This window comes from Cupriavidus alkaliphilus, from assembly GCF_900094595.1.
Taxonomy (GTDB): domain Bacteria; phylum Pseudomonadota; class Gammaproteobacteria; order Burkholderiales; family Burkholderiaceae; genus Cupriavidus; species Cupriavidus alkaliphilus.
In genome coordinates this window covers 223,493-244,472 of record NZ_FMAD01000006.1, presented here as the reverse complement: position 1 = coordinate 244,472, position 20,980 = coordinate 223,493, and the positions used below count along the sequence as shown (strand labels likewise).

Annotated in this window: 17 protein-coding genes; 11 read left to right on the top strand and 6 right to left on the bottom strand. The window is 68.9% G+C overall.

From position 1 onward, the window contains the following. Positions 1-32: 32 nt before the first annotated feature. Positions 33-2,009 carry an aconitase family protein gene (locus tag GA0116996_RS14875; protein ID WP_208601251.1) on the bottom strand — a complete coding sequence of 659 codons (1,977 nt, stop codon included), beginning with the start codon at positions 2,007-2,009 and terminating at the stop codon, positions 33-35. Between the two features lie 183 nt (positions 2,010-2,192). Here GA0116996_RS14875 and GA0116996_RS14870 point away from each other — a divergent pair, with 183 nt between their 5' ends. Next, complete coding sequence (locus GA0116996_RS14870) at positions 2,193-3,104, top strand: LysR family transcriptional regulator (RefSeq protein WP_092312891.1); 912 nt, start codon at positions 2,193-2,195, stop codon at positions 3,102-3,104. A 106-nt stretch (positions 3,105-3,210) separates the two neighbouring features. After that, positions 3,211-4,197, top strand: a complete 987-nt coding sequence (locus GA0116996_RS14865) for a tripartite tricarboxylate transporter substrate binding protein (protein WP_092312888.1) — start codon at positions 3,211-3,213, stop codon at positions 4,195-4,197. A 45-nt stretch (positions 4,198-4,242) separates the two neighbouring features. Here the strand turns inward: GA0116996_RS14865 and GA0116996_RS14860 are convergent, their stop codons facing one another. Next, positions 4,243-5,178, bottom strand: a complete 936-nt coding sequence (locus GA0116996_RS14860; protein WP_092312884.1) for a LysR substrate-binding domain-containing protein — start codon at positions 5,176-5,178, stop codon at positions 4,243-4,245. Between the two features lie 133 nt (positions 5,179-5,311). Here GA0116996_RS14860 and GA0116996_RS14855 point away from each other — a divergent pair, with 133 nt between their 5' ends. From GA0116996_RS14855 to GA0116996_RS14835, 5 genes are all read left to right on the top strand, one after another. Further along, positions 5,312-8,881 carry an indolepyruvate ferredoxin oxidoreductase family protein gene (locus GA0116996_RS14855; RefSeq protein WP_092312881.1) on the top strand — a complete coding sequence of 1,190 codons (3,570 nt, stop codon included), beginning with the start codon at positions 5,312-5,314 and terminating at the stop codon, positions 8,879-8,881. A 146-nt stretch (positions 8,882-9,027) separates the two neighbouring features. Beyond that, the gene (locus GA0116996_RS14850) at positions 9,028-9,921 is read left to right on the top strand and encodes a LysR family transcriptional regulator (RefSeq protein WP_092312878.1); all 894 of its coding nucleotides are present in this window, start codon (positions 9,028-9,030) and stop codon (positions 9,919-9,921) included. A 115-nt stretch (positions 9,922-10,036) separates the two neighbouring features. Continuing rightward, positions 10,037-10,816: an aldolase gene (locus GA0116996_RS14845; protein ID WP_092312875.1), complete on the top strand. Its 780-nt coding sequence runs from the start codon at positions 10,037-10,039 to the stop codon at positions 10,814-10,816. 41 nt (positions 10,817-10,857) lie between these two features. Next, positions 10,858-12,180, top strand: a complete 1,323-nt coding sequence (locus GA0116996_RS14840) for an MFS transporter (protein WP_092312872.1) — start codon at positions 10,858-10,860, stop codon at positions 12,178-12,180. Further along, on the top strand, positions 12,177-12,800 hold the full coding sequence (locus GA0116996_RS14835; protein WP_092312868.1) for a 2-hydroxychromene-2-carboxylate isomerase: 624 nt from the start codon (positions 12,177-12,179) through the stop codon (positions 12,798-12,800). Before GA0116996_RS14840 ends, GA0116996_RS14835 begins: the two co-directional genes overlap by 4 nt. A gap of 34 nt (positions 12,801-12,834) precedes the next feature. Here the strand turns inward: GA0116996_RS14835 and GA0116996_RS14830 are convergent, their stop codons facing one another. Genes GA0116996_RS14830 through GA0116996_RS14815 form a run of 4 tightly spaced genes read right to left on the bottom strand, consistent with a single transcriptional unit; the run spans position 12,835 to position 15,707 of the window. Beyond that, on the bottom strand, positions 12,835-13,833 hold the full coding sequence (locus GA0116996_RS14830) for an NADP-dependent oxidoreductase (RefSeq protein ID WP_244159878.1): 999 nt from the start codon (positions 13,831-13,833) through the stop codon (positions 12,835-12,837). Between the two features lie 5 nt (positions 13,834-13,838). Continuing rightward, a complete protein-coding gene (locus GA0116996_RS14825; protein WP_092312864.1) occupies positions 13,839-14,717 on the bottom strand; it encodes an SDR family NAD(P)-dependent oxidoreductase in 879 nt (292 codons plus the stop codon). Further along, on the bottom strand, positions 14,714-15,373 hold the full coding sequence (locus tag GA0116996_RS14820; RefSeq protein ID WP_092312861.1) for a Dabb family protein: 660 nt from the start codon (positions 15,371-15,373) through the stop codon (positions 14,714-14,716). The genes GA0116996_RS14825 and GA0116996_RS14820 overlap by 4 nt, the downstream gene beginning before the upstream one ends. Next, positions 15,363-15,707 carry a hypothetical protein gene (locus GA0116996_RS14815; RefSeq protein ID WP_092312858.1) on the bottom strand — a complete coding sequence of 115 codons (345 nt, stop codon included), beginning with the start codon at positions 15,705-15,707 and terminating at the stop codon, positions 15,363-15,365. The genes GA0116996_RS14820 and GA0116996_RS14815 overlap by 11 nt, the downstream gene beginning before the upstream one ends. A gap of 158 nt (positions 15,708-15,865) precedes the next feature. Between GA0116996_RS14815 and GA0116996_RS14810 the strand changes: the two genes are divergently transcribed. From GA0116996_RS14810 to GA0116996_RS14795, 4 genes are all read left to right on the top strand, one after another. Then, a complete protein-coding gene (locus GA0116996_RS14810; RefSeq protein WP_244159877.1) occupies positions 15,866-16,879 on the top strand; it encodes an AraC family transcriptional regulator in 1,014 nt (337 codons plus the stop codon). A 176-nt stretch (positions 16,880-17,055) separates the two neighbouring features. Then, the gene (locus GA0116996_RS14805) at positions 17,056-17,598 is read left to right on the top strand and encodes a (2Fe-2S)-binding protein (RefSeq protein ID WP_092312852.1); all 543 of its coding nucleotides are present in this window, start codon (positions 17,056-17,058) and stop codon (positions 17,596-17,598) included. Next, a complete protein-coding gene (locus GA0116996_RS14800; RefSeq protein ID WP_092312849.1) occupies positions 17,595-18,695 on the top strand; it encodes an FAD binding domain-containing protein in 1,101 nt (366 codons plus the stop codon). Before GA0116996_RS14805 ends, GA0116996_RS14800 begins: the two co-directional genes overlap by 4 nt. Further along, positions 18,692-20,971, top strand: a complete 2,280-nt coding sequence (locus tag GA0116996_RS14795) for a xanthine dehydrogenase family protein molybdopterin-binding subunit (protein WP_092312846.1) — start codon at positions 18,692-18,694, stop codon at positions 20,969-20,971. Before GA0116996_RS14800 ends, GA0116996_RS14795 begins: the two co-directional genes overlap by 4 nt. Positions 20,972-20,980: the final 9 nt, after the last annotated feature.

The following is a 20,980-nucleotide window of genomic DNA, read 5'->3' as shown; positions in this document are numbered from 1 at the left end:
GCCGGCAGCCGTGCCGCCCGGCAGATGCCTGCCTACGCCGCGCCCGCGGCATAGCGCCGCTGCAAGTCCCCGAACGACGCCAGTTCCCCGCAGATCGCACTGGCGGCCACCGTTGGCGGGCTGGCCAGCCAGACCTGCCCCGGACCGGAGCGCCCGGGGAAGTTGCGGTTGATCGAACTGACCGTCACCTGCTCCGGCCGCTCGGAAGACCCCGGGCCGCAGTTGGCGCAGGCGCCGCAGGACGGCTGGAGGATGCGCGCGCCGATGGCCTGGAACGTCTCCAGGTACCCCTGGCGGATGCAATAGTCGCGCACGTCGGTGGTGCCGAACTGCAGGTAGAGCCTGACCCGCGGCGCCAGGCGCAAGCCGCGCTGCACGGCCCAGTGCAGCACTTCGTGGTACCAGTCGAAGTCCTCGCGCTTGCCGGCCGTGCAGGAGCCGCCGTAGGCAATGTCGACGGGAACGCGCTGGGCCAGCGCCGCCAGCGGCATGCCATTGCCCGGATCGCCGGGGCGGGCCACCATCGGCACGAGCGTGCCGCAGTCGATGACCAGCGTGGCGGCGAACGCGGCGCCGTCATCGCTGCGCATCCAGGGCTCGATCTCGAAATCGATGCCGCGCCGCTCCTTGAGGAAGCGCACGGTCTGTGCATCGGGGGCGACGATGCCGGTGAAGCCGCCCAGCTCGGCGCACATATTGGTCAGCGTGGCGCGCTCGTCGATCGACATCGCGCCGACCACCGGGCCGGTGAACTCGAACACCTTGCCGACGCCGGCGCCGGCCTTGATGTCGGCCCGGGCCAGCAGGTGCAGCACCACGTCCTTGGCCGTGACGCCCGGCGCCAGCACGCCGTCCAGGCGCACCTGGATACATTGCGGCAGGGTCATGCGCACCGCGCCGGTCACGAAGGCATTGGCCATGTCGGTGGTGCCGACGCCGAACGCCACGCAGCCCAGCGCGCCGCTGTGCGGGGTATGGGAATCGGTGCCGACCACCACTTGCCCGGGCAAGGCATAGCGCTCGGCCATCATCGCGTGCGAGATGCCGGCCGCACGCGCGACCGCGGCGCCACGGGACTCGTCCTCGGTCAGCGTGCGATGGCATCGCAGCTGGTAGTCGCGCACGAAGTCGCGCTGCGCCGCGCACATGCGGGCGACGTTGTCGACCAGGCCGCCGCGCACGTGAGCCGGGCTTTCGCCGACATAGGAGGTGTGGTCCTCGAACACCACGATGCGATCCGCATCCCTGAGCTGCAGCGGCTTGCCGAACGCCGCGTGCAGCATGTGGGCGCACATGCCGGTGTAGTACTCGTGGATAAAGCGCCAGTCGGCCCGCACGAAAATGCCGTCGCCCGGAACCGGTCGGGCCGGCGTCACCGGCGTTGCCAGCAGATGCCGCTGCACGATTTTCTCGAACAGGGTCTGCGGACCGGTGGGGGCGCCGGTGGGGGCGGGTTCCACGTCGCTCAGGTGCGCCTGGCCGAACCTGAGCAGGCCGCCATGCCGCAGGATGGCTGCGGCGAGGGCGTCGCGCCCGGCCACCAGCGTATCGGTGTCGATGGGCTCGCCTTGATCCAGCCGGGTGAGCAGGCTGAAGTCGGTCGAGGTGAACAGGCCGATGTTGTCGGCATTCTGGCGGTAGATGCGCTCGAAACTGCGGGCGATGACGAGACGGATGCCGGCCAGCTTCTCCGCCGCCGGACTATGCTCGCGCGACGAGCCCTTGCCGTAGCGGTTGCCGGCGACGGTCACGGCGAAGCCGCCGTCGCGGATCGCGCCGGCCGGGACCGGGCAGACACCTTCAACCTTGTAGCCGATATAGGGAAAACGGCCGAGCGTGTCGTCGTAGTGCGTCAGGATCGGCACCGGCGTGATCTCGTCCGTCGAGACGTCGTCGCGCAGCGCGCCGGCGGTGGCCAGCGTCATCGGCAGCCCCTGCAGCTGCGCCGTCATGGCCGACGCCGAGTCGGCAAGGAACAGGATGCGGGCCGTGGCCCCGATGGCGCTCATGCAGGTCTCCGATGGCATTTCGGCGCAACTCTACCGGCGCTGGCGCGCGCGCATGAAGCGCTGATGCGGCATCGCGGCTATCTGCGCCAGACATATCAGGGTAAACCCAGGGGTCATGCGCGGCGCGCGCGGCAAGGTTAGTATCGGGCGACATTCCGGCCTGCCCACCCGGGCGCAATGACCATGCACCGCATCGATCCCGTCAACATCCAGCTGTTCCTGGCCGCGGCCCGCGAGGGCTCGATCAAGCGCGCGGCTGAGACCGAGCATATCGCCCAGTCGGCGCTGAGCCGGCGCATCGCCGAACTGGAGCGCAGCCTGGGAGTGGTGCTGTTCGTGCGCTCGCCCGCCGGCGTGGTGCTGACCGATGCCGGCGCCCGCGCGCTGGAGCTGGGGCGCAAGCTGAACGAAGACATCGCCAGCTTTGCGCGCGAAGTGCAGGACCTGGGCGACCGGGTCGCCGGCGTGGTGCGGGTATCGGCCAGCCCGTCGGCCATCATCGGTTTCCTGCCGGAGCGCCTGCATGCGTTCAAGGCGGCGCATCCGCTGGTCGAGATCGCGCTGTACGAGCGCTCCACCGCGGAAACGCTGCGTGCCTGCCTCGATGACCGGGCCGACGTCGGCATCGGCGTCGCGGCCAAGACCCCGGGCGGGCTGGAATCATGGGCCTTTGGCAGCGATCCGCTCAATGTGGTGGTGCCGTCGTCGCATGCGCTGGCCCGGCGCAAGCGCATGCGTTACGCCGAGGTGCTCGAGCATTCGCTGGTGGTGGTGCAGCCGGGCGGCGCGCTCGACCAGGACCTGCGCGAGCAGGCGGCCAACCTGCGGCTGCCGTTCAACCAGGGCGTGGCGGTCTCCAGTTTCGAGGCCGCCTGCCGCATGGTGGAGGCGGGGCTGGGCATCGCCGTGCTGCCGGCCAGTGCCGGCGCGGCCTATGCGGGAACGCGGCGCTTTGTGCGCGTGCCGCTGGATGAACCGTGGCGCCAGCGCCAGCTGCGCATCTATGCCCCGTACAAGCAGCCGCGGCTGCGGGCGATTGCCGCGATGATCGCGGCGCTGCAGCCACAGGGCGGAACGGAAGCTATGCCGGGCTGAGATACCCGGTCCAGCGGATTAGCACTCGGCCACCGCGACGTCGCAACCCTACACTCCGTGCCAAAGCCACCGTCCACGGTGCGATTCGACCCACGGAGACAAAACCATGCAGACCTCGCTGTTTCGACAGGCGTGCAAGGCGCTTGCGGCCCTGACCACGCTGGCAATGCTTGGCGGCCAGGCCGTTCCGGCCCATGCGCAGGATGGCAAGCCGCTCAGGCTGATCGTGCCGACCCAGCCCGGCTCACAGGCCGACGCCGTGGCCCGCGCGCTGAGCCAGCCGCTGGGCAAGCAGCTGGGCCAGTCGGTGGTGGTCGAGAATATCGCCGGCGCCGGCGGTGTGCCGGGCACACAGCAGATCGTGCGCGCGCCGAAAGACGGCTCGACGCTGGGCCTGATCTCGTCGAACCACGTCATCAACCCGTTTATCTACAAGAGTCTGCCGTATGACGCGCTGCAGGACATCACGCCCATCACCGTGATCGGCACGCTGCCGCTGGTGCTGGTGGTCAATCCCGCGGTGAGCGCGAACAACACCAGGGAACTGCTCGCGCTGCTGAAGTCGAAACCGGGCGAACTGAACTACGGCTCGTCGGGCAACGGCACGGTGCTGCACCTGGCCGGCCAGCTCCTGGCCAGCGAGGCCAAAGTGGACATCCGCCATGTGCCGTACAAGGGCGCCGGCAACTACACCACCGACCTGGTCGGCGGCCAGGTGCAGATGGGGTTCCTCACCGTGCAGGCGGTGCTGCCGCTGATCAAGGCAGGCAAGCTGCGGGCGCTCGCCGTGTCCACCGCGCAGCGGGTGCCGGCGCTGCCCGAGGTGCCAACGCTGGCGGAGTCGGGCGTGCCGCGCTACAGCTTCGATGCGTGGCTGGCGATCGTCGGGCCCGCGGGCATGCCGAAGCCGGGTGTGCAGGACCTCCAGGCGAAGATCCAGGCCACGCTGCGCGAACGCGAGGTGCAGGAGCAACTGGCGGCGCAAGGACTGGTGGTGACGGCCACCGGCGCCGATGCGGCGGTGCCGTTCTTCAGGAGCGAGCTGGACAAGCATGCGCGCATCGTCAAGCAGGCAGGGGCCACGCTGAACTGAGGGCTACGGGTCGGGGCAGGCCAGCCAGCCACGCGCTTGCGCGCTTCAGCTGCCGCAAGCGTGGATCAGGAATTCGCGCAGCGCATCGGCCGGCTTGCCCAGCTTGCGGCCGGGCTGCCACAGCATGCCGACCTCCATGTCGGGCACCGCATTGGCAATCGGCCGGGCTTCGATCTGCTTGCCTTCCAGCGACCAGGGCCGATACACCATGTCGGACAGCACGGTGACGCCGAAGCCATGCGCCACCAGCCCGCGCAGTGCTTCCATCGAACCGGTGCGGAAGGCGATATTGGGCGCGAGCCGGTGACTGCGCCAGTAGCGCAGCGTCGAGTCCTCGGCCTCGTCGACGGTAATGAGCAGGTACGGATACGCCGCGATATCGCGCAGCGAAGGCCGCTCCACCTCCAGCAGCGGATGGCTGGCCGAGGTCCATAGCTGGCGCCGCGACCGCATCAGCGTATGGCGCTGGAAGCGCTGGGGCTTCTCCAGGTTCGACAGCAGCGCGATGCCCAGCTCGATCTCGCCCGCCAGCACGGCGCGCTCGATGTCGGGGCGGTCCATGTCGAGCAGGTCCAGCTCGATATCCGGATAGTTGGTGCGAAAGCGCGCCAGCAGTCCCGGCAGGAAGTATCCCAGCACGGTGTAGGACGCCGCCAGCCGCACGCTGCCCTGCAGCCCGTGCACCTGGAAGCGCGGCTCGCGCAGCGCGTCTTCGACCGAATCCAGGATCTGGCGCGCATGCTGGAAGAACAGGTGGCCTTCGGCCGTCAGCGTCACGCCGTGCGGCCGGCGCTCGAACAGGCGCACGCCCAGGCGCTGCTCCAGCGCCAGCACGGCATTGGTCACGGCGGACTGCGACACGTGCTCGGCGGTCGCCGCCATCGAGAACTGCCCGGTTTCCGCCGCCGCGACGAAATAGCGGAACTGCCGCAGCGTGACTTCCTTGGCCAGTCTTTCCGAACCTTCGCGCGCTTTGAACATGGTGTCTCCGAGGTATCCGTTTTTCGGATATCAGGTGTTGGAATTGATGATTTTACGATGAACGCAGCCATTCCTACACTGCTCCGGACAGCAAAAAAGAAGTACCCAGAACAAAGCACCGGAGACCCACATCGTGAATGCCCCGCTCAATCCCGCCCTGCTCGAAGCCCTGGCCAGCGCCAGCCTGGACGACAAGTACACCCTGGACCAGGGCCGCGTCTACCTGAGCGGCGTGCAGGCGCTGGTGCGCCTGCCGATGCTGCAGAAGGCGCGCGACCGCGCCGCCGGGCTCAATACCGCCGGCTTTATCTCGGGCTACCGCGGCTCGCCGCTGGGCGGCGTCGACCAGGCGCTGTGGAAGGCCAAGCAGCATCTCGCGGCCAGCGACGTGGTGTTCCAGCCGGGCGTCAACGAAGACCTGGCCGCCACCGCGGTATGGGGCAGCCAGCAGGTCAACCTGTTCCCCGGCGCCAGGCGCGATGGCGTGTTCTCGATGTGGTATGGCAAGGGGCCCGGCGTCGACCGCTCCATCGACGTGCTCAAGCATGCCAACTCCGCCGGTTCGTCGCGCCATGGCGGCGTGCTGCTGCTGGCGGGCGACGACCATGCCGCCAAGTCCTCCACCGTGGCGCACCAGTCCGAGCACGTGCTGCAGGCGGCCGGCATCCCGGTGCTGTATCCCGCCAACGTGCAGGAATACCTGGACTACGGCTTGCACGGCTGGGCCATGAGCCGCTATTCGGGGCTGTGGGTGGCGATGAAGTGCGTCACCGACGTGGTCGAGTCGACCGCCTCGGTCGAGATCGACCCCGACCGCGTGCAGGTCGTGCTGCCGCAGGACTTTGCCATGCCGGCGGGCGGCCTCAATATTCGCTGGCCCGATTCCCCGCTGGAGCAGGAAGCGCGGCTGCTCGACCACAAGTGGTATGCGGCGCTCGCCTACGTGCGCGCCAACCGCCTGAACCGCGTGGTGCTCGATTCGCCCAACGCGCGCTTCGGCATCATGACCGCCGGCAAGGCGTACCTGGACGTGCGCCAGGCGCTGGCGGACCTGGGCCTGGATGACGACACCTGTGCCCGCATCGGGATCCGGGTCTACAAGGTCGGCTGCGTGTGGCCGCTGGAGGCCCACGGCGCGCGCGAGTTCGCCACCGGCCTGGAAGAGATCCTGGTGGTCGAAGAGAAGCGCCAGATCCTCGAATACGCGCTCAAGGAAGAGCTGTACAACTGGCGCGAGGATGTGCGGCCCAAGGTCTTCGGCAAGTTCGACCAGCGCGGCAACGACGGCGGCGAGTGGTCGGTGCCGCGCGGCGACTGGCTGCTGCCGGCGCACTACGAGCTGTCGCCGGCGCTGATCGCCAAGGCCATCGCGCGCCGGCTGGAACGCTTCGACCTGCCGGCCGAGGTGCGCGCGCGCATTGCCGCGCGCGTGGCGCTGATCGAGGCCAAGGAGCGCGAAGCGGCGCAGCCGCGCATCGCGGTGGAGCGCAAGCCGTGGTTCTGCTCGGGCTGCCCGCACAACACCTCGACACGCGTGCCGGAAGGCTCGCGCGCGCTGGCCGGCATCGGCTGCCACTACATGACCTTGTGGATGGACCGCAATACCGAGACCTTCAGCCAGATGGGCGGCGAGGGCGTGGCGTGGACCGGCCAGATGCATTTCACCGACGACAAGCACGTGTTCGCCAACCTGGGCGACGGCACGTACTTCCACTCGGGGCTGCTGGCGATCCGCGCGTCGATCGCGGCCAGGGCCAACATCACCTACAAGATCCTGTTCAACGATGCGGTGGCGATGACCGGCGGGCAGCCCATCGACGGCGTGCTGACGGTGCCGCAGATCGCGCACCAGGTGCTGGCCGAGGGCGCGAAGAAGCTGGTGGTGGTGACCGACGAGCCCGCCAAGTATGGGGATGGTGCGATGCTGCCGTCCGGCGTGGCGGTGCTGCATCGCGACCAGCTCGATGCCGTGCAGCTGGAGCTGCGCGACACCGAAGGCGTCACCATCCTGATCTACGACCAGACCTGCGCCACCGAGAAGCGCCGCCGCCGCAAGCGCGGCACCTATCCGGATCCGGCCAAACGCGCCTTTATCAACGATGCGGTCTGCGAAGGCTGCGGCGATTGCTCGGCCAAGTCCAACTGCCTGTCGGTGGAGCCGCTCGAGACCGAGCTCGGCACCAAGCGCCGGATCAACCAGTCGTCGTGCAACAAGGACTTCTCCTGCGTCAACGGCTTCTGCCCGAGCTTTGTCACCGCCGAGGGCGCGCAGGTGCGCAAGCCCGCGGCGGCTGCCGGCAAGGGCGCCGGCGCCGACTTCGCGGCGCTGCCGCAGCCGCGGCTGCCGGCCCTGGAGCGGTCGTACGGCGTGCTGGTCACCGGCGTCGGCGGCACCGGCGTGGTCACCATCGGCGGGCTGCTGGGCATGGCCTCGCACCTGGAGCGCAAGGGCGTGACCGTGCTCGACATGGCCGGCCTGGCGCAGAAGGGCGGGGCGGTGATCAGCCACGTGCAGATCGCGCCGGCCCCGGCCGACCTGCACGCGACCCGCATCGCCACCGGCGAGGCGCGCCTGGTGATCGGCGGCGACGCCATCGTCTCGGCCTCGGCCGAAGTGCTGTCCAAAGTCCGGCACGGCCTGACCGCCGCGGTGGTCAACAGCGCCAACACCCCCACCGCGGAGTTCATCAAGAACCCGAAGTGGAAGTTCCCCGGCGCCAGCGCCGAGCAGGACCTGCGCGCCAGCGTGGGCGATGCCTGCGCCTTCTTCGACGCCAGCGCCTGGGCCGTGACCTTGCTGGCCGACGCCATCTACTCCAACCCGCTGCTGCTAGGCTTTGCCTGGCAGAAGGGCTGGATCCCGCTGCAGCACGCCAGCCTGGTGCGCGCGATCGAACTCAATGGGGTCTCGGTCGACAAGAACCGCCTCGCCTTCGAATGGGGCCGATATCTCGCCCACCACGGCGAGGCCGCGGTCAGGGCGCTGCTGCCGGCTGCGCCGGCCGCCGCCAGCGCGCAGGTGGTGTCGATGCCGCAGACGCTCGATTCGCTGATCCGCAAGCGCGAGGCGTTGTTGACCGACTACCAGAACGCCGCCTATGCCGCGCGCTATCGCGACGCCGTCGCGCGCATCCGCGCCGCGGAGCAGCAACTGGGCATCGACCGCAAGCTGCCGCTGACCGAGGCCGTGGCCCGCAACCTGGCCAAGCTGATGGCGTACAAGGACGAGTACGAGGTGGCGCGCCTGTACACCGACCCCGCTTTCCTTGACAAGCTGCGCACGCAGTTCGAAGGCGAGCCCGGGCGCGACTACCAGCTCAATTTCTGGCTGGCGCCTCCGCTGCTGGCCAAGACCGACGCAAAGGGCCAGCTGGTCAAGCGCCGCTTCGGCCCGCGCACGATGACGGCATTCCGTCTGCTGGCGCGCCTGAAGGGTCTGCGCGGCACCGCGCTGGATGTGTTCGGCAAGACCGCCGAGCGCCGCGCCGAGCGCGCGCTGGTCAGCGACTACCTGGCCATGGTCGAAGAGTTCGCGGCTTCACTGAGCGCGGACAACCTCGACACCGCGCTGGCTCTGGCCGCGCTGCCGGACGATATCCGTGGCTACGGTCACGTGAAGGAAGCCAGCATGGCGGCGGCGGCGGTGCGGCGCGAGGCACTGCTGGCGCAGTATCGGGGGGCGGCGCGGCGGGATGCGGCCTGACGCGGCAGCGCCCGCGGTGATCCCGCCGCGACGTGAGGTATCAAGGGGGCAGGAAATCCTGCATGGGTGCCGCACCGGCGCCGCGGCGTGGTTGCGGCCAGGGCCACGCGCCATGCAGAATGGCGGCAAAACTACCTGCCCCCGACATGGAAACGCCAGACCGCCTGCTGCGAAGCTTTCTGCGTATCGCCTCGCTGAAATCGCTGTCCAAGGCTGCGGATGACCTGAACCAGACCCAATCCGGCGTCAGCAAGCAACTGGCCGCGCTCGAAGCCCACCTTGGCAAGGCCTTGTTTACGCGAACGGGGCGTGGCGTTGCCCTGACGGAAGCGGGGCAAAAGCTGCAGGAAGCGATCGAAGCGCCCTATCGCGCCATCGATCACGCCGTTGACATGATACGCGACGCGCATGGCAGTACCGAAGGAACGGTAAGGCTGGCCCTGGTCCACACCGTCAGCTACTACTTTATCGGCGATGTGGTGGCGAGTTTCGTCAGTGCGCATCCCGGGGTCAACCTGTCGATGATGGGACGCAGCTCGCCGGAGGTCGTGGCCCTGGTGGAAAGCGGCAAGGCGGATCTGGGCGTGGCCTACGATACCGCGGTGGACACCGCCGCGCTGGCGGTTTATCCGCTCTTCGACGATACGATGTGCCTGGTGGAGCAGGGCAGCATTGCCCCGGCTGCTGACGATCCCGGCGTCGACCTGCGCGGCCGCGACCTCCGCCTGGTTACCTTCCCGCATGGCTATGCGCTGCGACGGATGCTCGATAGCGCCGGCCTGAAGGGCGCTTATGTGGCGGAGGCGGAAACGGTGGATGCCATGCTCAAGCTGGTTTCCGCCGGGGTAGGGTCATGCATCCTGCCGAGCCGCCTGCCAGACAAGCTGCTGGCCGAGTATGGCCTGTGCAAGGTGAAGATCCATGCACCGCTGTTGAAACGGCGCATGGTGGCGGTGGCGCATCCCGAGCGCCAGCCCTTTCCGCTGGCCGCGGCCTTGCTGTCCTGTGCGCTCCAGGTTGCCAAGGCGCTGGACACGTGAAGCCATGACATAGCTGCTATGAAGCCGGCTCCGTAGCTCGCCCGAACCCCCAATCCCATACTGGATCCCGATCCTTTCGACCTCTCGTCGCAGGGAAAACCCGGAGAAAACCAGTATGAACGCCCCCCTGAGAGACAAGTCGTATTTCGACCAGCGCGCGTCCAGCGACATGGCGAAGCATCTGCCGAGCCAGTCGCGCACCATGCAGGAAACCATGGCCTATGCCTGCCGGATCCTGGCCATGACGGAGCAGGAGGCCGGCCTGGCGGGCCAGATCAGTGTCCGTTCCGAACGTCCGGGCGCTTACTGGACGCTGCGTTTCGGGCTCGGCTTCGACGAAGCGACGCCGGCGGACTTTATCGAGGTCGACCGCGATCTCAACACGCTCAGCGGCGGCGGCATGGCCAACCCGGCGACGCGTTTCCACCTGTGGGTCTACGACGCCCGGCCCGACGTCAACGCCATCATCCATACCCATTCGCCGTGGGCGAGCGCCCTCGCTGCCGCGCGCCAGCCTCTGGTGATCGCGCAGATGGACATGACCCCCCTGCACAACGACTGCGCGTTCCTCGGCGACTGGCCGGGGGTGCCGATTGCAGACCAGGAGGGCGTGATCATCTCGGAAGCGCTGGGCGACAAGCGCGCGATCATCCTCGCGCACCACGGCTATCTGACCGCGGGCAGGACGTGTGAAGAGGCGACCTACCTGTCGGTCTATCTCGAGCGCGCTGCCCGCATGCAGATCCGCGCCCAGGCATTCGGCCCGCTCACGCCGGTCGATGACGACCTGGCCAGGGAGGCTCACGACTACCTGCTGAAGCCGTCCATCGTCAACTCCACGTTCGCGTACTGGGCCCGCCAGACGCACGGCATCGCGCCGTACCGCAAACCGTGACGCGCTGGCAGCACGCATCAGACAGACAAGGAGACAAGACGATGACCCCGCAACAAGGCACGCGCTCGCGCCGCCACTACATCACGGCCGGCCTGGCCAGCATGATGGGCACGACGATCGAATGGTATGACTTCTTCCTTTACGGCACCGCCGCGGCGCTGATCTTCAACAAGATTTTCTTTCCCTCGTTCGATCCGCTGACCGGGACCCTGGCGGCCTTCGCCACCTACTCGGTCGGCTTCTTCGCGCGCCCGCTGGGTGGCATCGTCTTTGGCCATTTCGGCGACCGGGTCGGACGCAAGTCCATGCTGCTGATCACGCTGTTCATGATGGGCATCCCGACCATCCTCATCGGCCTGATCCCGTCCTATGACAGCATCGGCTACTGGGCCGCCGTGGCGCTCGTGCTGCTGCGTTTCCTGCAGGGCGTTGCCGTCGGGGGCGAGTGGGGCGGCGCGGTGCTGATGGCTGTCGAGCACGCACCCGAAGGCAAGAAGGGCTTCTTTGGCAGCCTGCCGCAGGCGGGGGTGGCACCGGGCCTGATCCTGTCCTCGCTGGCGATGAGCATGGTCGCGACCCTGCCGGAGCAGGACATGCTGACGTGGGGATGGCGCGTGCCGTTCCTGGCGAGCGTGGTGCTGCTGGCGGTAGGCTGGTTCATTCGGGCGAAGGTGAGCGAATCCCCGGACTTCGAGCAGATGAAAAAGTCTGGCGACAAGGTCGAGATGCCGGCCCTGGTGGTGTTGCGCCGCTATCCGCGCCAGGTCCTGACCGTGGTCGGTGGCCGGCTGGCGGAAGTCACGTGGTTCTACACCGTGGTGACCTTTGCCCTGGCCTACGCCACGGGCACGCTGGGCATAGCCAAGACCGTGATGCTCGATGCCACGGTGTGGGGCGCCGCGGTCGCGATGTTCACCATGCCGCTGTTCGGCATCCTGGGTGACCGCTTCAGCTTCAAGTGGGTATTCATGGCCGGTACCGCGGGGATCCTGGTCTTTGCGCCGCAGTTCTTCGCGCTGCTGCAAACGCTCGATGCGGGCAATGTCACGATGGCCATGGCGATTGCGATCGGTCTCGTCTACGCCTGCCTGTACGGGCCTGAAGGCAGCCTGTTCTCCGCCCAGTTTCCGCCCGAGGTCCGCTATAGCGGCATCTCGATCGCGGTGCAGGTGTCCGGTGCGATCGGCGGGGGCCTGGCGCCCATCGTGGCCACGTCGCTGTTGAATCACGGCGGCGGCGACCCCTCATACATCGTCTGGTACCTGGGCGCGCTCAGCGTGATCGCCTTTGTCAGTACGGCACTGATGCGCGACGTGAACGGGGCCCGGCACGCGGTCCCGCTGGCAAAGGGGGAGCGGGTATGAACGCCGGCGCGCATATCGACTACTACTTCTGGCTCAATTCCGACTGGGCGTACCTGGGCGCCGACAGGCTGGATGCCCTGGCACGCCGCACGGGGGTGGAAATCCGGCACAAGCCGGTCGATCTTCCCGAGGTGTATGCGCGCACGGGAGGGGTGCTGCTGGGGCAGCGTTCAGCGCAGCGGCAGCGCTATCGGGTTGTCGAGCTGGAACGATGGTGCAGGAAGCTGGGGCTCCACGTGAACCCCACGCCCAGGTATATGTGTCCGGACGCGGAGCTCGCCTCTCGTATCGTGATCGCTGCCGATGAGCTGGGCTTGCCCGTGCTTGCGCTGTACAAGGCAATTCTGCGCGCCGAATGGTGCGAGGACCTGGACATCTCTGCCGAGCCGACGCTGCAAGCCATCCTTGCACGCCTCGGCCTGGATGGCAGCGGCGTCATGGAGCTGGCGCGCGCCAGGGAAACCGGGATGCGCTACCGGCGCTACACCGACGAGGCCGTCGGCGCAGGCGTGTTCGGATCGCCCGCCTATGTGTTCGAAGGCGAATCGTTCTGGGGGCAGGACCGGCTCGACATGCTCGAGGAGGCGATCCGGGCACGCAGGCCCGCGCGGACCGGATAAGCGGCCAGGCGGCTACGCGGCCCGCACGCGACCTTTACGCGTTTGGCGGCCCGGCGACCTGCAGCACCAGTTTGCTCGCCGCCTTGGCTGACCGGACCAGCTCGAGCGCGTGGCCGGCCTGTTCCAGCGGCAGGCATTGGATGCGCGGTGGCCGCAAACGCCCGCTGTGCAGCAGCGCGGCGATTTCGCCCAGGCGCGCGCCGCTTGGCATCTTGCTGAACGCCACCGCGCTGCGCACGCCGCGGCGCGCGGCCTCGGCGGGATCGGGGCCGTGGTCGCCGCTGACCAGCGTCAGGATGGCGACGAGGATGCCACCGGGCCGCAGCAGGTCCAGCCCCATCGGCAGGGTGCCGCATCCCACCGTGTCGAGGACCAGGTCGACGCCGGCCGGCGCCCAGGCCCGTACCGCGCTACCGATATCGCTTGCGCGGTAGTCGATGGCCAGGTCGCAGCCGAGCGCCAGCAGCGCGTCGCGGCGGGCCGCGCTGCAGGTGGCGGCGACGGTGGCGCCGGCGGCCCTCGCCAGTTGCACGGCGAAGGTGCCGACCGCTCCCGCGCCGCCGTGCACCAGCACGGTCTGGCCCGGGCGCAGTCCGCCGTCGTCGAACAGTCCGGTCCAGGCCGCCAGCGCCGGCGTCGGCACCGCCGCGGCTTCGGCGAATCCCACGTTGTCGGGAATCGGCACCACGCAATCCTGGCCGACGGCAACGTATTCCGCGTACGATCCCCATCGGCCGGCGCCGACCCCGGTTTGCGCGAACACGCGCTGTCCGCGCACGAAGCCCGTGACGCCGGCGCCGACCGCGGCCACCACGCCGCTGGCATCGAAGCCGAGCACGAAGGGAAAGCTGGCCTGCATGAAGGCGCTCAGAAAACCCTCGCGGCACTTCCAGTCCGCGGGATTCACGCCGGCGCAGGCGACGCGGATCAGTACTTCGCCGGCGGCCGGCTCCGGCCTTGCGACCTCGCCAAGCCGGATCACATCGGACCCGCCGTGACGATCGATCAGGACCGCGCGCATCTTCTGTTCCATGACGCTTACCTCGCCGACAGTTCGGGCTGGCCCAGCGCCGGATGCGCCCAGGCCGGGATCACGGGCGGCGGCAGCTCGCCTTTGCCGTCGAGCGTGCGGACCTGTAGTCCCTGCGCAAGCGGGAAGTGCAGGCTATGCGCAATCTGGCCGGTGTGCCGTCGAGCCGGCACGCTGCATAGCGCCAGCGCGGTTTCCACCAGGTATTCCACGGGCTCGGTGGGATAGCCGTCCGGGATATAGCGCTCGCTGCCCGGCGTGCGGATCGCGGTGCTTGGCGCCACGGAGTTGACGGCGATACCGTCGGCCTCCAGTTCCGCGGCCAGGCCTTCGGTGAACCGGTTGATGGCCGCCTTGACGGCAGCGTAGGCGCTGACGCCGCCGGCGCGGTCAAAGTCCTGGTAGGGACGCGCCGGCGACAGCGCCGTGACCGAGCCCAGGTTCAGGATCCAGCCCGCGCCGCGCGCGCGCAGCAGCGGTATCGCGGCGCGGCTCAGCACGAACGGGATGCGCAGGTAGTGGTCCACCGTCCGCTCGAAGGTGCCTAGCGGCATCGCCTCGATGGGGCTGTATTCGGCCAGGCCGGCATTGTTGACCAGGATGTCCAGGCCACCCGCGGCCTCGGCGGCCCGCGACACAAGATGGTCGCGCTGCGCGGGATCCTCCAGGTCCGCCGCCAGCGCCATGGCGCGGCCGCCTTGCTGCCTGATCATCGCAACGGTCTCGGCCAGCGTACCAGGATCTTCCGCGGAGCTGCCGATGCGCCGTGCGCTGGCCACCACCAGCGCGCCTTCCGCCGCGAAGCGCTGCGCAATGGCGCGGCCGATGCCGCGGCTGGCGCCGGTCACCAGTGCGATCTTTCCTGTCAGTTTTCCGTGTGCGGTCATGGTGCGGTTTCCTCGTCAGGGTTGTGGCTGGCAATCAGGCTGGTCGCGAGCGGGCAGAAGGCATGGGAGATCGCCTCGACCGTCCATTCCGGAAACTCCGGGTCGAACCAGCGGTCGACCCGTCCCCAATGGAACGGGTGCATCAGGTATTCGCCCAGCAGATCGTCAGTGCCGGCGAATTCCTGCTGCCAGACATGGGTCCATGTGCCCGGCGACACCACGCGGGCCAGCCGCCAGTTGCGGATGCCGGACATGTACGCAGGCATCCGCAGCAGCTCGTGCTCCAGCGCGTGTACCTGCCAGGGCGGCGCGTCAGGGCGGACCCGGAACATCAGCGTGCGCCAGACGCCGTCGCGCAGTTGCGGAGCACGCATGCCGCCCGCGATCGCGCGATAGGCGACGTGATCGACCGTTGCGATGCCGTCCAGCGCCGCGGCGAGGCCGGCCGCATCGGCCTGCGCGCCGGACGAGTCGGTGTTGAATTGCAGGTCGAGCGTGTAGTCGCCGGCGCCCCAGCTTCCCGTCAGGTTGCGGCCGAGCGCCACCCGGTGCAGGCCCGGCAGCTTTTCAACACGGTCGAGCAGGGCTGGTCCCGGGTCGGGCATCCGGTCGCCAATGCCGGTGTGCAAGCGCAGTTGCGCAGTCTCAAGGCGCATCGCAATGCTCCTTCGGCTGCGGCAGCACGGGTGCCGCTGCGGCCATCACGTGGCGGCGGCGGGATTGGCACAGGGAGCCGACCGTCGACCAGAAGGCAAGGGCGGGACCGTCAATGCCGGCGCGCATGGCGTAATAGGCTGGCGCATCCGGCACTTGCCACAGCAGCCACAGCGTATTGGGCGCATCTTGCAGCGCCACGGGTGGCGAGATCCAGCGATGCAGCAGCGTCAGGCCCCTGGCGGCGCTGCCAGGCAGGTAGCGGGATTCCAGCAGGTCAAGCACCGCGGGCAGGTGGCCCGGTGCGAGCACGATTTCATCGAGTACGTGGATCATGGCGGTGTGGCGTCCTCTCATGGGTTGTCCCGTATAGGCATGGCGCTGCGCGCATGGCAACCTCCATGGCCGCCGGGACGATTATGGAAGGCCCGTTGGCCACGCACCCCTACCCGGACGATCAATCACCGCTACCGAAGCAATCACGACCAGCGCCCATGAACGCCCACATCCCGGGGAATCCCGTCCCTGTTCCGCACGGCATGGTGCAGCGCTTGCTGGATGAGCTGAAACGGCAGGGCGTCGAGGTACCGGCCGCCGGCACAGAACCGCCGCGGCCCGCACAGTTCACCGCGCTCTATCGCGCCGCGATCGAGCGGCTGGAAGCGCTGGTCGCCAAAGGCGACGGCCATCCGCCCATGTGCAAGCAGGAAGTGGATTTGCTGTGCCGCTGCGCGTTGAGCTGCCAGACGCTGCGCGAGGCGATCCACTGCGCGGCCGATTTCTGCGCGATGCTGTATCCGCGCGCCGGCGCGCTGAGCCTGGGCGAGCGCGCGGGCCAGGCGGTTTTTCAGATGGATTCGCTGCGACGGGTGAAATCCTCGGCGGCCTGCCTGGTCGACCTGACGGGACTCTTCTTTTATCTGCTGCTGTTCGGCTGGCTGGTGGGCCAGCCGATACGCCCGACCCGTGTCAGCCTGGCGCATCCGCGGCGCGAGGACGCCTTGCCGTTCCTCGGCCTGTTCCATGCGCCGGTGACGTCAGGCAACCCGGCCTACGGCTTCGAGTTCGACCAGGCCTTGCTCGACCGTCCGGTGGTGCGCCAGGCGGCGGAGCTTCAGGCTTTCCTGAAGGACCTGCCTTACCGGCTGGTCGGGGCGCCGGTCGAAGTGGTGTCGCTGAGCCAGCAAGTGCGCGGCACGCTGCACGCGGCGCTGGTGCATGGCGTGCGGCTGCCGACGCTGGCCGAGCTGGCAGTGCGCTTCGATGCCAGCGAACCGACGCTGCGCCGCCGGCTCGCGGCGGACGGCACCAGCTATCGGCAATTGCGCGAGCACAGCCTGCAGGAATACGCCGAGCAATGCTTGCGGACCACCCGCTGGAGCGTCGGCAGGATCGCCGAGCAGCTTGGCTTTGCCAGCGAGGAAGCCTTTCGCCGCGCCTTCCAGCGCTGGACCGGGCACGCGCCAACGCAGTTCAGGCGCGCCAGCCAGGGCAAGGCCACAGGGTAAGCCCACGACACTGCGGTAATTCGTGCATGGCCCCGGCGGCAATATATGCAAAGCCGGCCGGCGCGGCGGCACGCACCGCTCGCCGGATGCAACGTGCTGAAGCCGGGGAAGCCTGATGGCATGACGCTTGCTGCCTTTGTTCCATTCCCCAGGAACATGACCCGGCGGAGGCGCCCATGGCACTGGAAGACCCGCTTGCTCCGCCGGCATCCGAGGCCGGCGCACTGCAACAGATCCCTACCACGCTGCACATCAACGGCATCACCCACGAGCTGCTGCTGGCCCCGTGGGTAATCCTGCTTGACCTGCTGCGCGAGCAACTGCAACTCACCGGCACCAAGAAGGGCTGCGACCACGGCCAATGCGGCGCCTGCACGGTGCTGGTCGGCGGCAGGCGCATCAAGTCGTGCCTGTGCCTGGCCGTGTCCTATGACGGCGCCGACATCACCACCGTGGAGGGGCTGGCCGATCGCGACACGGGCGCGCTGCATCCGCTGCAGCAGGCCTTTATCGACCACGACGCGTTCCAGTGCGGCTATTGCACGCCGGGACAGCTGTGCTCGGCCGTGGGCCTGCTGAACGAGCATCCGCCGGCAAGCCGGCAGGAGATCCGCGAGCGCATGAGCGGCAATCTGTGCCGCTGCGGCGCGTATGCGCAGATCGTCGAGGCGATCGCCGAAGTCGCCGGGCTGGCGGACCGCGGCCAGGACCCATCATGAACCCGTTCCGGTATGAGCGCGCGGCCACGCTGGAAGCGGCGCTGCAGTCGATCGCCGCAGCGCAGCGGGACGCCGGCGTGCAAAGCCTTGGCGACGACCACGCGCCGCACTTCCTGGCTTCCGGCACCAACCTGATCGACCTGGTGAAAGGCGGCATGATGCATCCGGCCGCGCTGGTCGATGTCAGGCAACTGCCGCTGCGGATGATCGAGGCCACGGCGGATGGCGGGCTCAGGCTCGGTGCGCTGGCCAGCAACGCCGATACCGCGCAGCACCCGCTGGTGCGCGCGCAGTATCCGCTGCTGCGCGCGGCGATTCTGGCCGGGGCCTCGGCGCAGATCCGCAATATGGCGACCAACGGCGGCAACCTGCTGCAGCGCACGCGCTGCTATTACTTCTACGATCCGGGCGTGCCCTGCAACAAGCGCGAGCCCGGCAGCGGCTGCCCGGCGGCGACCGGGCTGGCGCGCCAGCATGCCATCCTCGGCGCGAGCGAGCATTGCGTTGCTACTCACCCATCGGATATGTGCGTGGCGCTGGCGGCGCTGGACGCGGTGGTGCACGTGGCATCGGCCAGCGGCCGCCGCGAGATTCCGTTTCATGAATTCCATCGCCTGCCGGAGGATAGGCCGCACATCGACACCACGCTGCGCCCTGATGAACTGATTACCCACATCGTGCTGCCGCCCGCCGCCGAGTTTGCGCGCCATGCCTGTTACCTGAAGATCCGCGAGCGCGCGTCGTTTGCGTTCGCGCTGGTGTCGGTGGCCGCCGCGCTGGACCTGGCCGACGATGGCACCGTGCGCGCCGCGCGGCTGGCGCTGGGCGGCGTGGCGCACAAGCCGTGGCGCGATACCGAGGCCGAGGCGCACCTGCAGGGACGGCCCGCCACGGCCGAGCACTTTGCCTCCGTGGCCCGCTTCCTGCTGCGCGATGCGCGCGCCTGGGGCGGCCCGGCCGTGCCCGAGAGCCTGCCCGGCAACAGCTTCAAGCTTGCGCTGGCCGAGCGCGCGATCGTGCGCGCGCTGGAAATGGCGGTCGCCGGCTTGCTGAGCAATACCGGCGAAGACGCCTTCAGCGAGGAGGAGCAGCCATGAGCGATCCGATCCCGCAATGTACGCCGCGCGCGCGGCCCGGCACGGGTCCGGTCGGCATCGGCACGCCGGTCCCGCGCCTCGATGGCGTGGCCAAGGTCACCGGCACGGCGCGCTATGCCGCCGAGCATCCGGCCTTCGACCTCGCGCACGGAGTGGTGGTGAACAGCACCATCGCGCGCGGCCGCATCGTGTCGATCGATTGCAGCGCGGCGCTGGCGGTGCCGGGCGTGCTCGAGGTGCTGACGCATGAGCGCCGCCCGCGCGTGCGTTCGCTCGACCTGTTCTACAAGGACATGGTCGCGCCCGCCGGTTCGCCGTTCAAGCCGCTGCACGACGCGCGCATCTGGTATAGCGGCCAGCCGGTCGCGCTGGTGGTGGCCGAGACCTTCGAGGCGGCGCGCCATGCCGCCACGCTGGTGCGCGTGCGCTACCAGGCGTGGCAGCACGAGACCAGCCTGCTGGACCACCTGGGCCGCGCCGGCAAGCCGATGCGCTTCAAGGCTGGCTATTCCGGCCCGCCCAGGGCGCGCGGCGACGCCGACGCCGCCTTCGCGCGCGCGCCTTTTCAGGTCGACGCGGAGTTCTACAGCGGCGTGGAACACCACAACCCGATGGAGATGCACGCCACGACGGTGATCCGCGGCGGCGACGGCCACCTGACCATCTACGACAAGACCCAGGGCTCGCAGAATTCGCGCTGGATGGTGTCGCGGGTGTTCGGGCTGCCCAAGCGCAAGGTCACGGTACGCAATGAATACGTGGGCGGCGCCTTCGGCTCGGGGCTGCGGCCGCAGTACCAGCTGATCCTCGCGGTGATGGCAGCGCTGGCGCTGGAGCGCTCGGTGCGCGTGGTGCTGACGCGGCCGCAGATGTTCACGTTCTGCCACCGGCCCGAGACCTGGCAACGCGTGCGGCTGGGTGCCGACGCCGATGGCAGGCTGGTGAGCCTGATCCATGAAGCCGTGGCCGAGACCTCGCGCATGGAACACTACGTCGAAGTGGTGGTCAACTGGTCCACGCAGCTCTATGCGTCGGAGAACAGCCGGCAGGACTACAAGGTGGTCGACCTCGACCAGCCCACGCCGGCCGACATGCGCGCGCCGGGCGCCGCGCACGGCGTGCATGCGATCGAGGTGGCGATGGATGAGTTGTCCTATGCGGTGGGGATGGACCCGCTGGCGCTGCGGCTCAAGAACTACGCCGAGCGCGACGGCGCCAGCGGCCTGCCGTTCTCGAGCAAGGCACTGCGGGAATGCTACGCGCAGGGCGCGCAACGGTTCGGCTGGGCCGGCCGGCCGCCGCAGCCGCGTTCGATGCGCGATGGCCACGAGCTGATCGGCTGGGGCATGGCCAGCGGCACCTGGGACGCGCTGCAGATGTTCAGCCGCGCCCGCGCGGTATTCCGCGCCGACGGCCGGCTCGAGGTAGCCAGCGCCGCCACCGATATCGGCACCGGCACGCTGACGGTGATGAGCCAGATCGCCGCCGCGTCGCTGGGCCTGCCGCTGGAGCAGGTGACGTTCGTGCTGGGCGATTCGGACCTGCCGGTGGCGCCCGTCGAAGGCGGCTCGGCGCATGTGGCCACGGTCGGCACGGCGGTCGACGGCGTGTGCGACAAGCTGCGCCGGATGCTGTGGCACATGGCGCGGCGCATGCAGGGTGCCGGCTTCGAGCGGGCGCGCTACGAGGACCTGGTGTTCGAGCACGGCCGGGTCAGCCTGCGCCCCAGCCCCGGCGTGTCGTTGCCGCTGACCGGCATCCTGGCAGCGGCCCGGCGCGAGCAGATCGAGGCATCGTTCCTGCAATTGCCCAACCTGTTCAAGCAGAAGCAATACACGCGCGCCGCGCACTCGGCGGTGTTCTGCGAGGTGCGCGTCGACGAGGCGCTGGGCACCGTGCGCGTGACGCGCGTGGTCAGCGCGGTGGCGGCGGGCCGCATCATCAACCCGAAGACCGCGCGCAGCCAGATCCTGGGCGGCATGGTGTGGGGCATCGGCCAGGCCCTGCACGAGGAAACGCACAGCGACCATGCGCTCGGCCGCTTCATGAACCGCAATATTGCGGAGTACCACATCGCCTCGCACGCCGATATCCAGGACCTGGACGTGATCTTCGTCGACGAGGACGACCGGGTGGTCAGCAGCCTGGGCGCCAAGGGTGTGGGCGAAATCGGGCTGGTGGGGGTCGCTGGCGCGATCAGCAATGCGATCTATCACGCCACCGGCAGGCGGCTGCGCAGCACGCCGATGACGCCGGACAAGGTCATGGCCCGCTGATGGGGCCGG

Bases quoted from the DNA above. Each gene is read 5' to 3' on its own strand.
- GA0116996_RS14875 (WP_208601251.1), bottom strand. From the start codon at position 2,009: ATGAGCGCCATCGGGGCCACGGCCCGCATCCTGTTCCTTGCCGACTCG.
- GA0116996_RS14870 (WP_092312891.1), top strand. From the start codon at position 2,193: ATGCACCGCATCGATCCCGTCAACATCCAGCTGTTCCTGGCCGCGGCC.
- GA0116996_RS14865 (WP_092312888.1), top strand. From the start codon at position 3,211: ATGCAGACCTCGCTGTTTCGACAGGCGTGCAAGGCGCTTGCGGCCCTG.
- GA0116996_RS14860 (WP_092312884.1), bottom strand. From the start codon at position 5,178: ATGTTCAAAGCGCGCGAAGGTTCGGAAAGACTGGCCAAGGAAGTCACG.
- GA0116996_RS14850 (WP_092312878.1), top strand. From the start codon at position 9,028: ATGGAAACGCCAGACCGCCTGCTGCGAAGCTTTCTGCGTATCGCCTCG.
- GA0116996_RS14845 (WP_092312875.1), top strand. From the start codon at position 10,037: ATGAACGCCCCCCTGAGAGACAAGTCGTATTTCGACCAGCGCGCGTCC.
- GA0116996_RS14840 (WP_092312872.1), top strand. From the start codon at position 10,858: ATGACCCCGCAACAAGGCACGCGCTCGCGCCGCCACTACATCACGGCC.
- GA0116996_RS14835 (WP_092312868.1), top strand. From the start codon at position 12,177: ATGAACGCCGGCGCGCATATCGACTACTACTTCTGGCTCAATTCCGAC.
- GA0116996_RS14830 (WP_244159878.1), bottom strand. From the start codon at position 13,833: ATGGAACAGAAGATGCGCGCGGTCCTGATCGATCGTCACGGCGGGTCC.
- GA0116996_RS14825 (WP_092312864.1), bottom strand. From the start codon at position 14,717: ATGACCGCACACGGAAAACTGACAGGAAAGATCGCACTGGTGACCGGC.
- GA0116996_RS14820 (WP_092312861.1), bottom strand. From the start codon at position 15,373: ATGCGCCTTGAGACTGCGCAACTGCGCTTGCACACCGGCATTGGCGAC.
- GA0116996_RS14815 (WP_092312858.1), bottom strand. From the start codon at position 15,707: ATGATCCACGTACTCGATGAAATCGTGCTCGCACCGGGCCACCTGCCC.
- GA0116996_RS14810 (WP_244159877.1), top strand. From the start codon at position 15,866: ATGAACGCCCACATCCCGGGGAATCCCGTCCCTGTTCCGCACGGCATG.
- GA0116996_RS14805 (WP_092312852.1), top strand. From the start codon at position 17,056: ATGGCACTGGAAGACCCGCTTGCTCCGCCGGCATCCGAGGCCGGCGCA.
- GA0116996_RS14800 (WP_092312849.1), top strand. From the start codon at position 17,595: ATGAACCCGTTCCGGTATGAGCGCGCGGCCACGCTGGAAGCGGCGCTG.
- GA0116996_RS14795 (WP_092312846.1), top strand. From the start codon at position 18,692: ATGAGCGATCCGATCCCGCAATGTACGCCGCGCGCGCGGCCCGGCACG.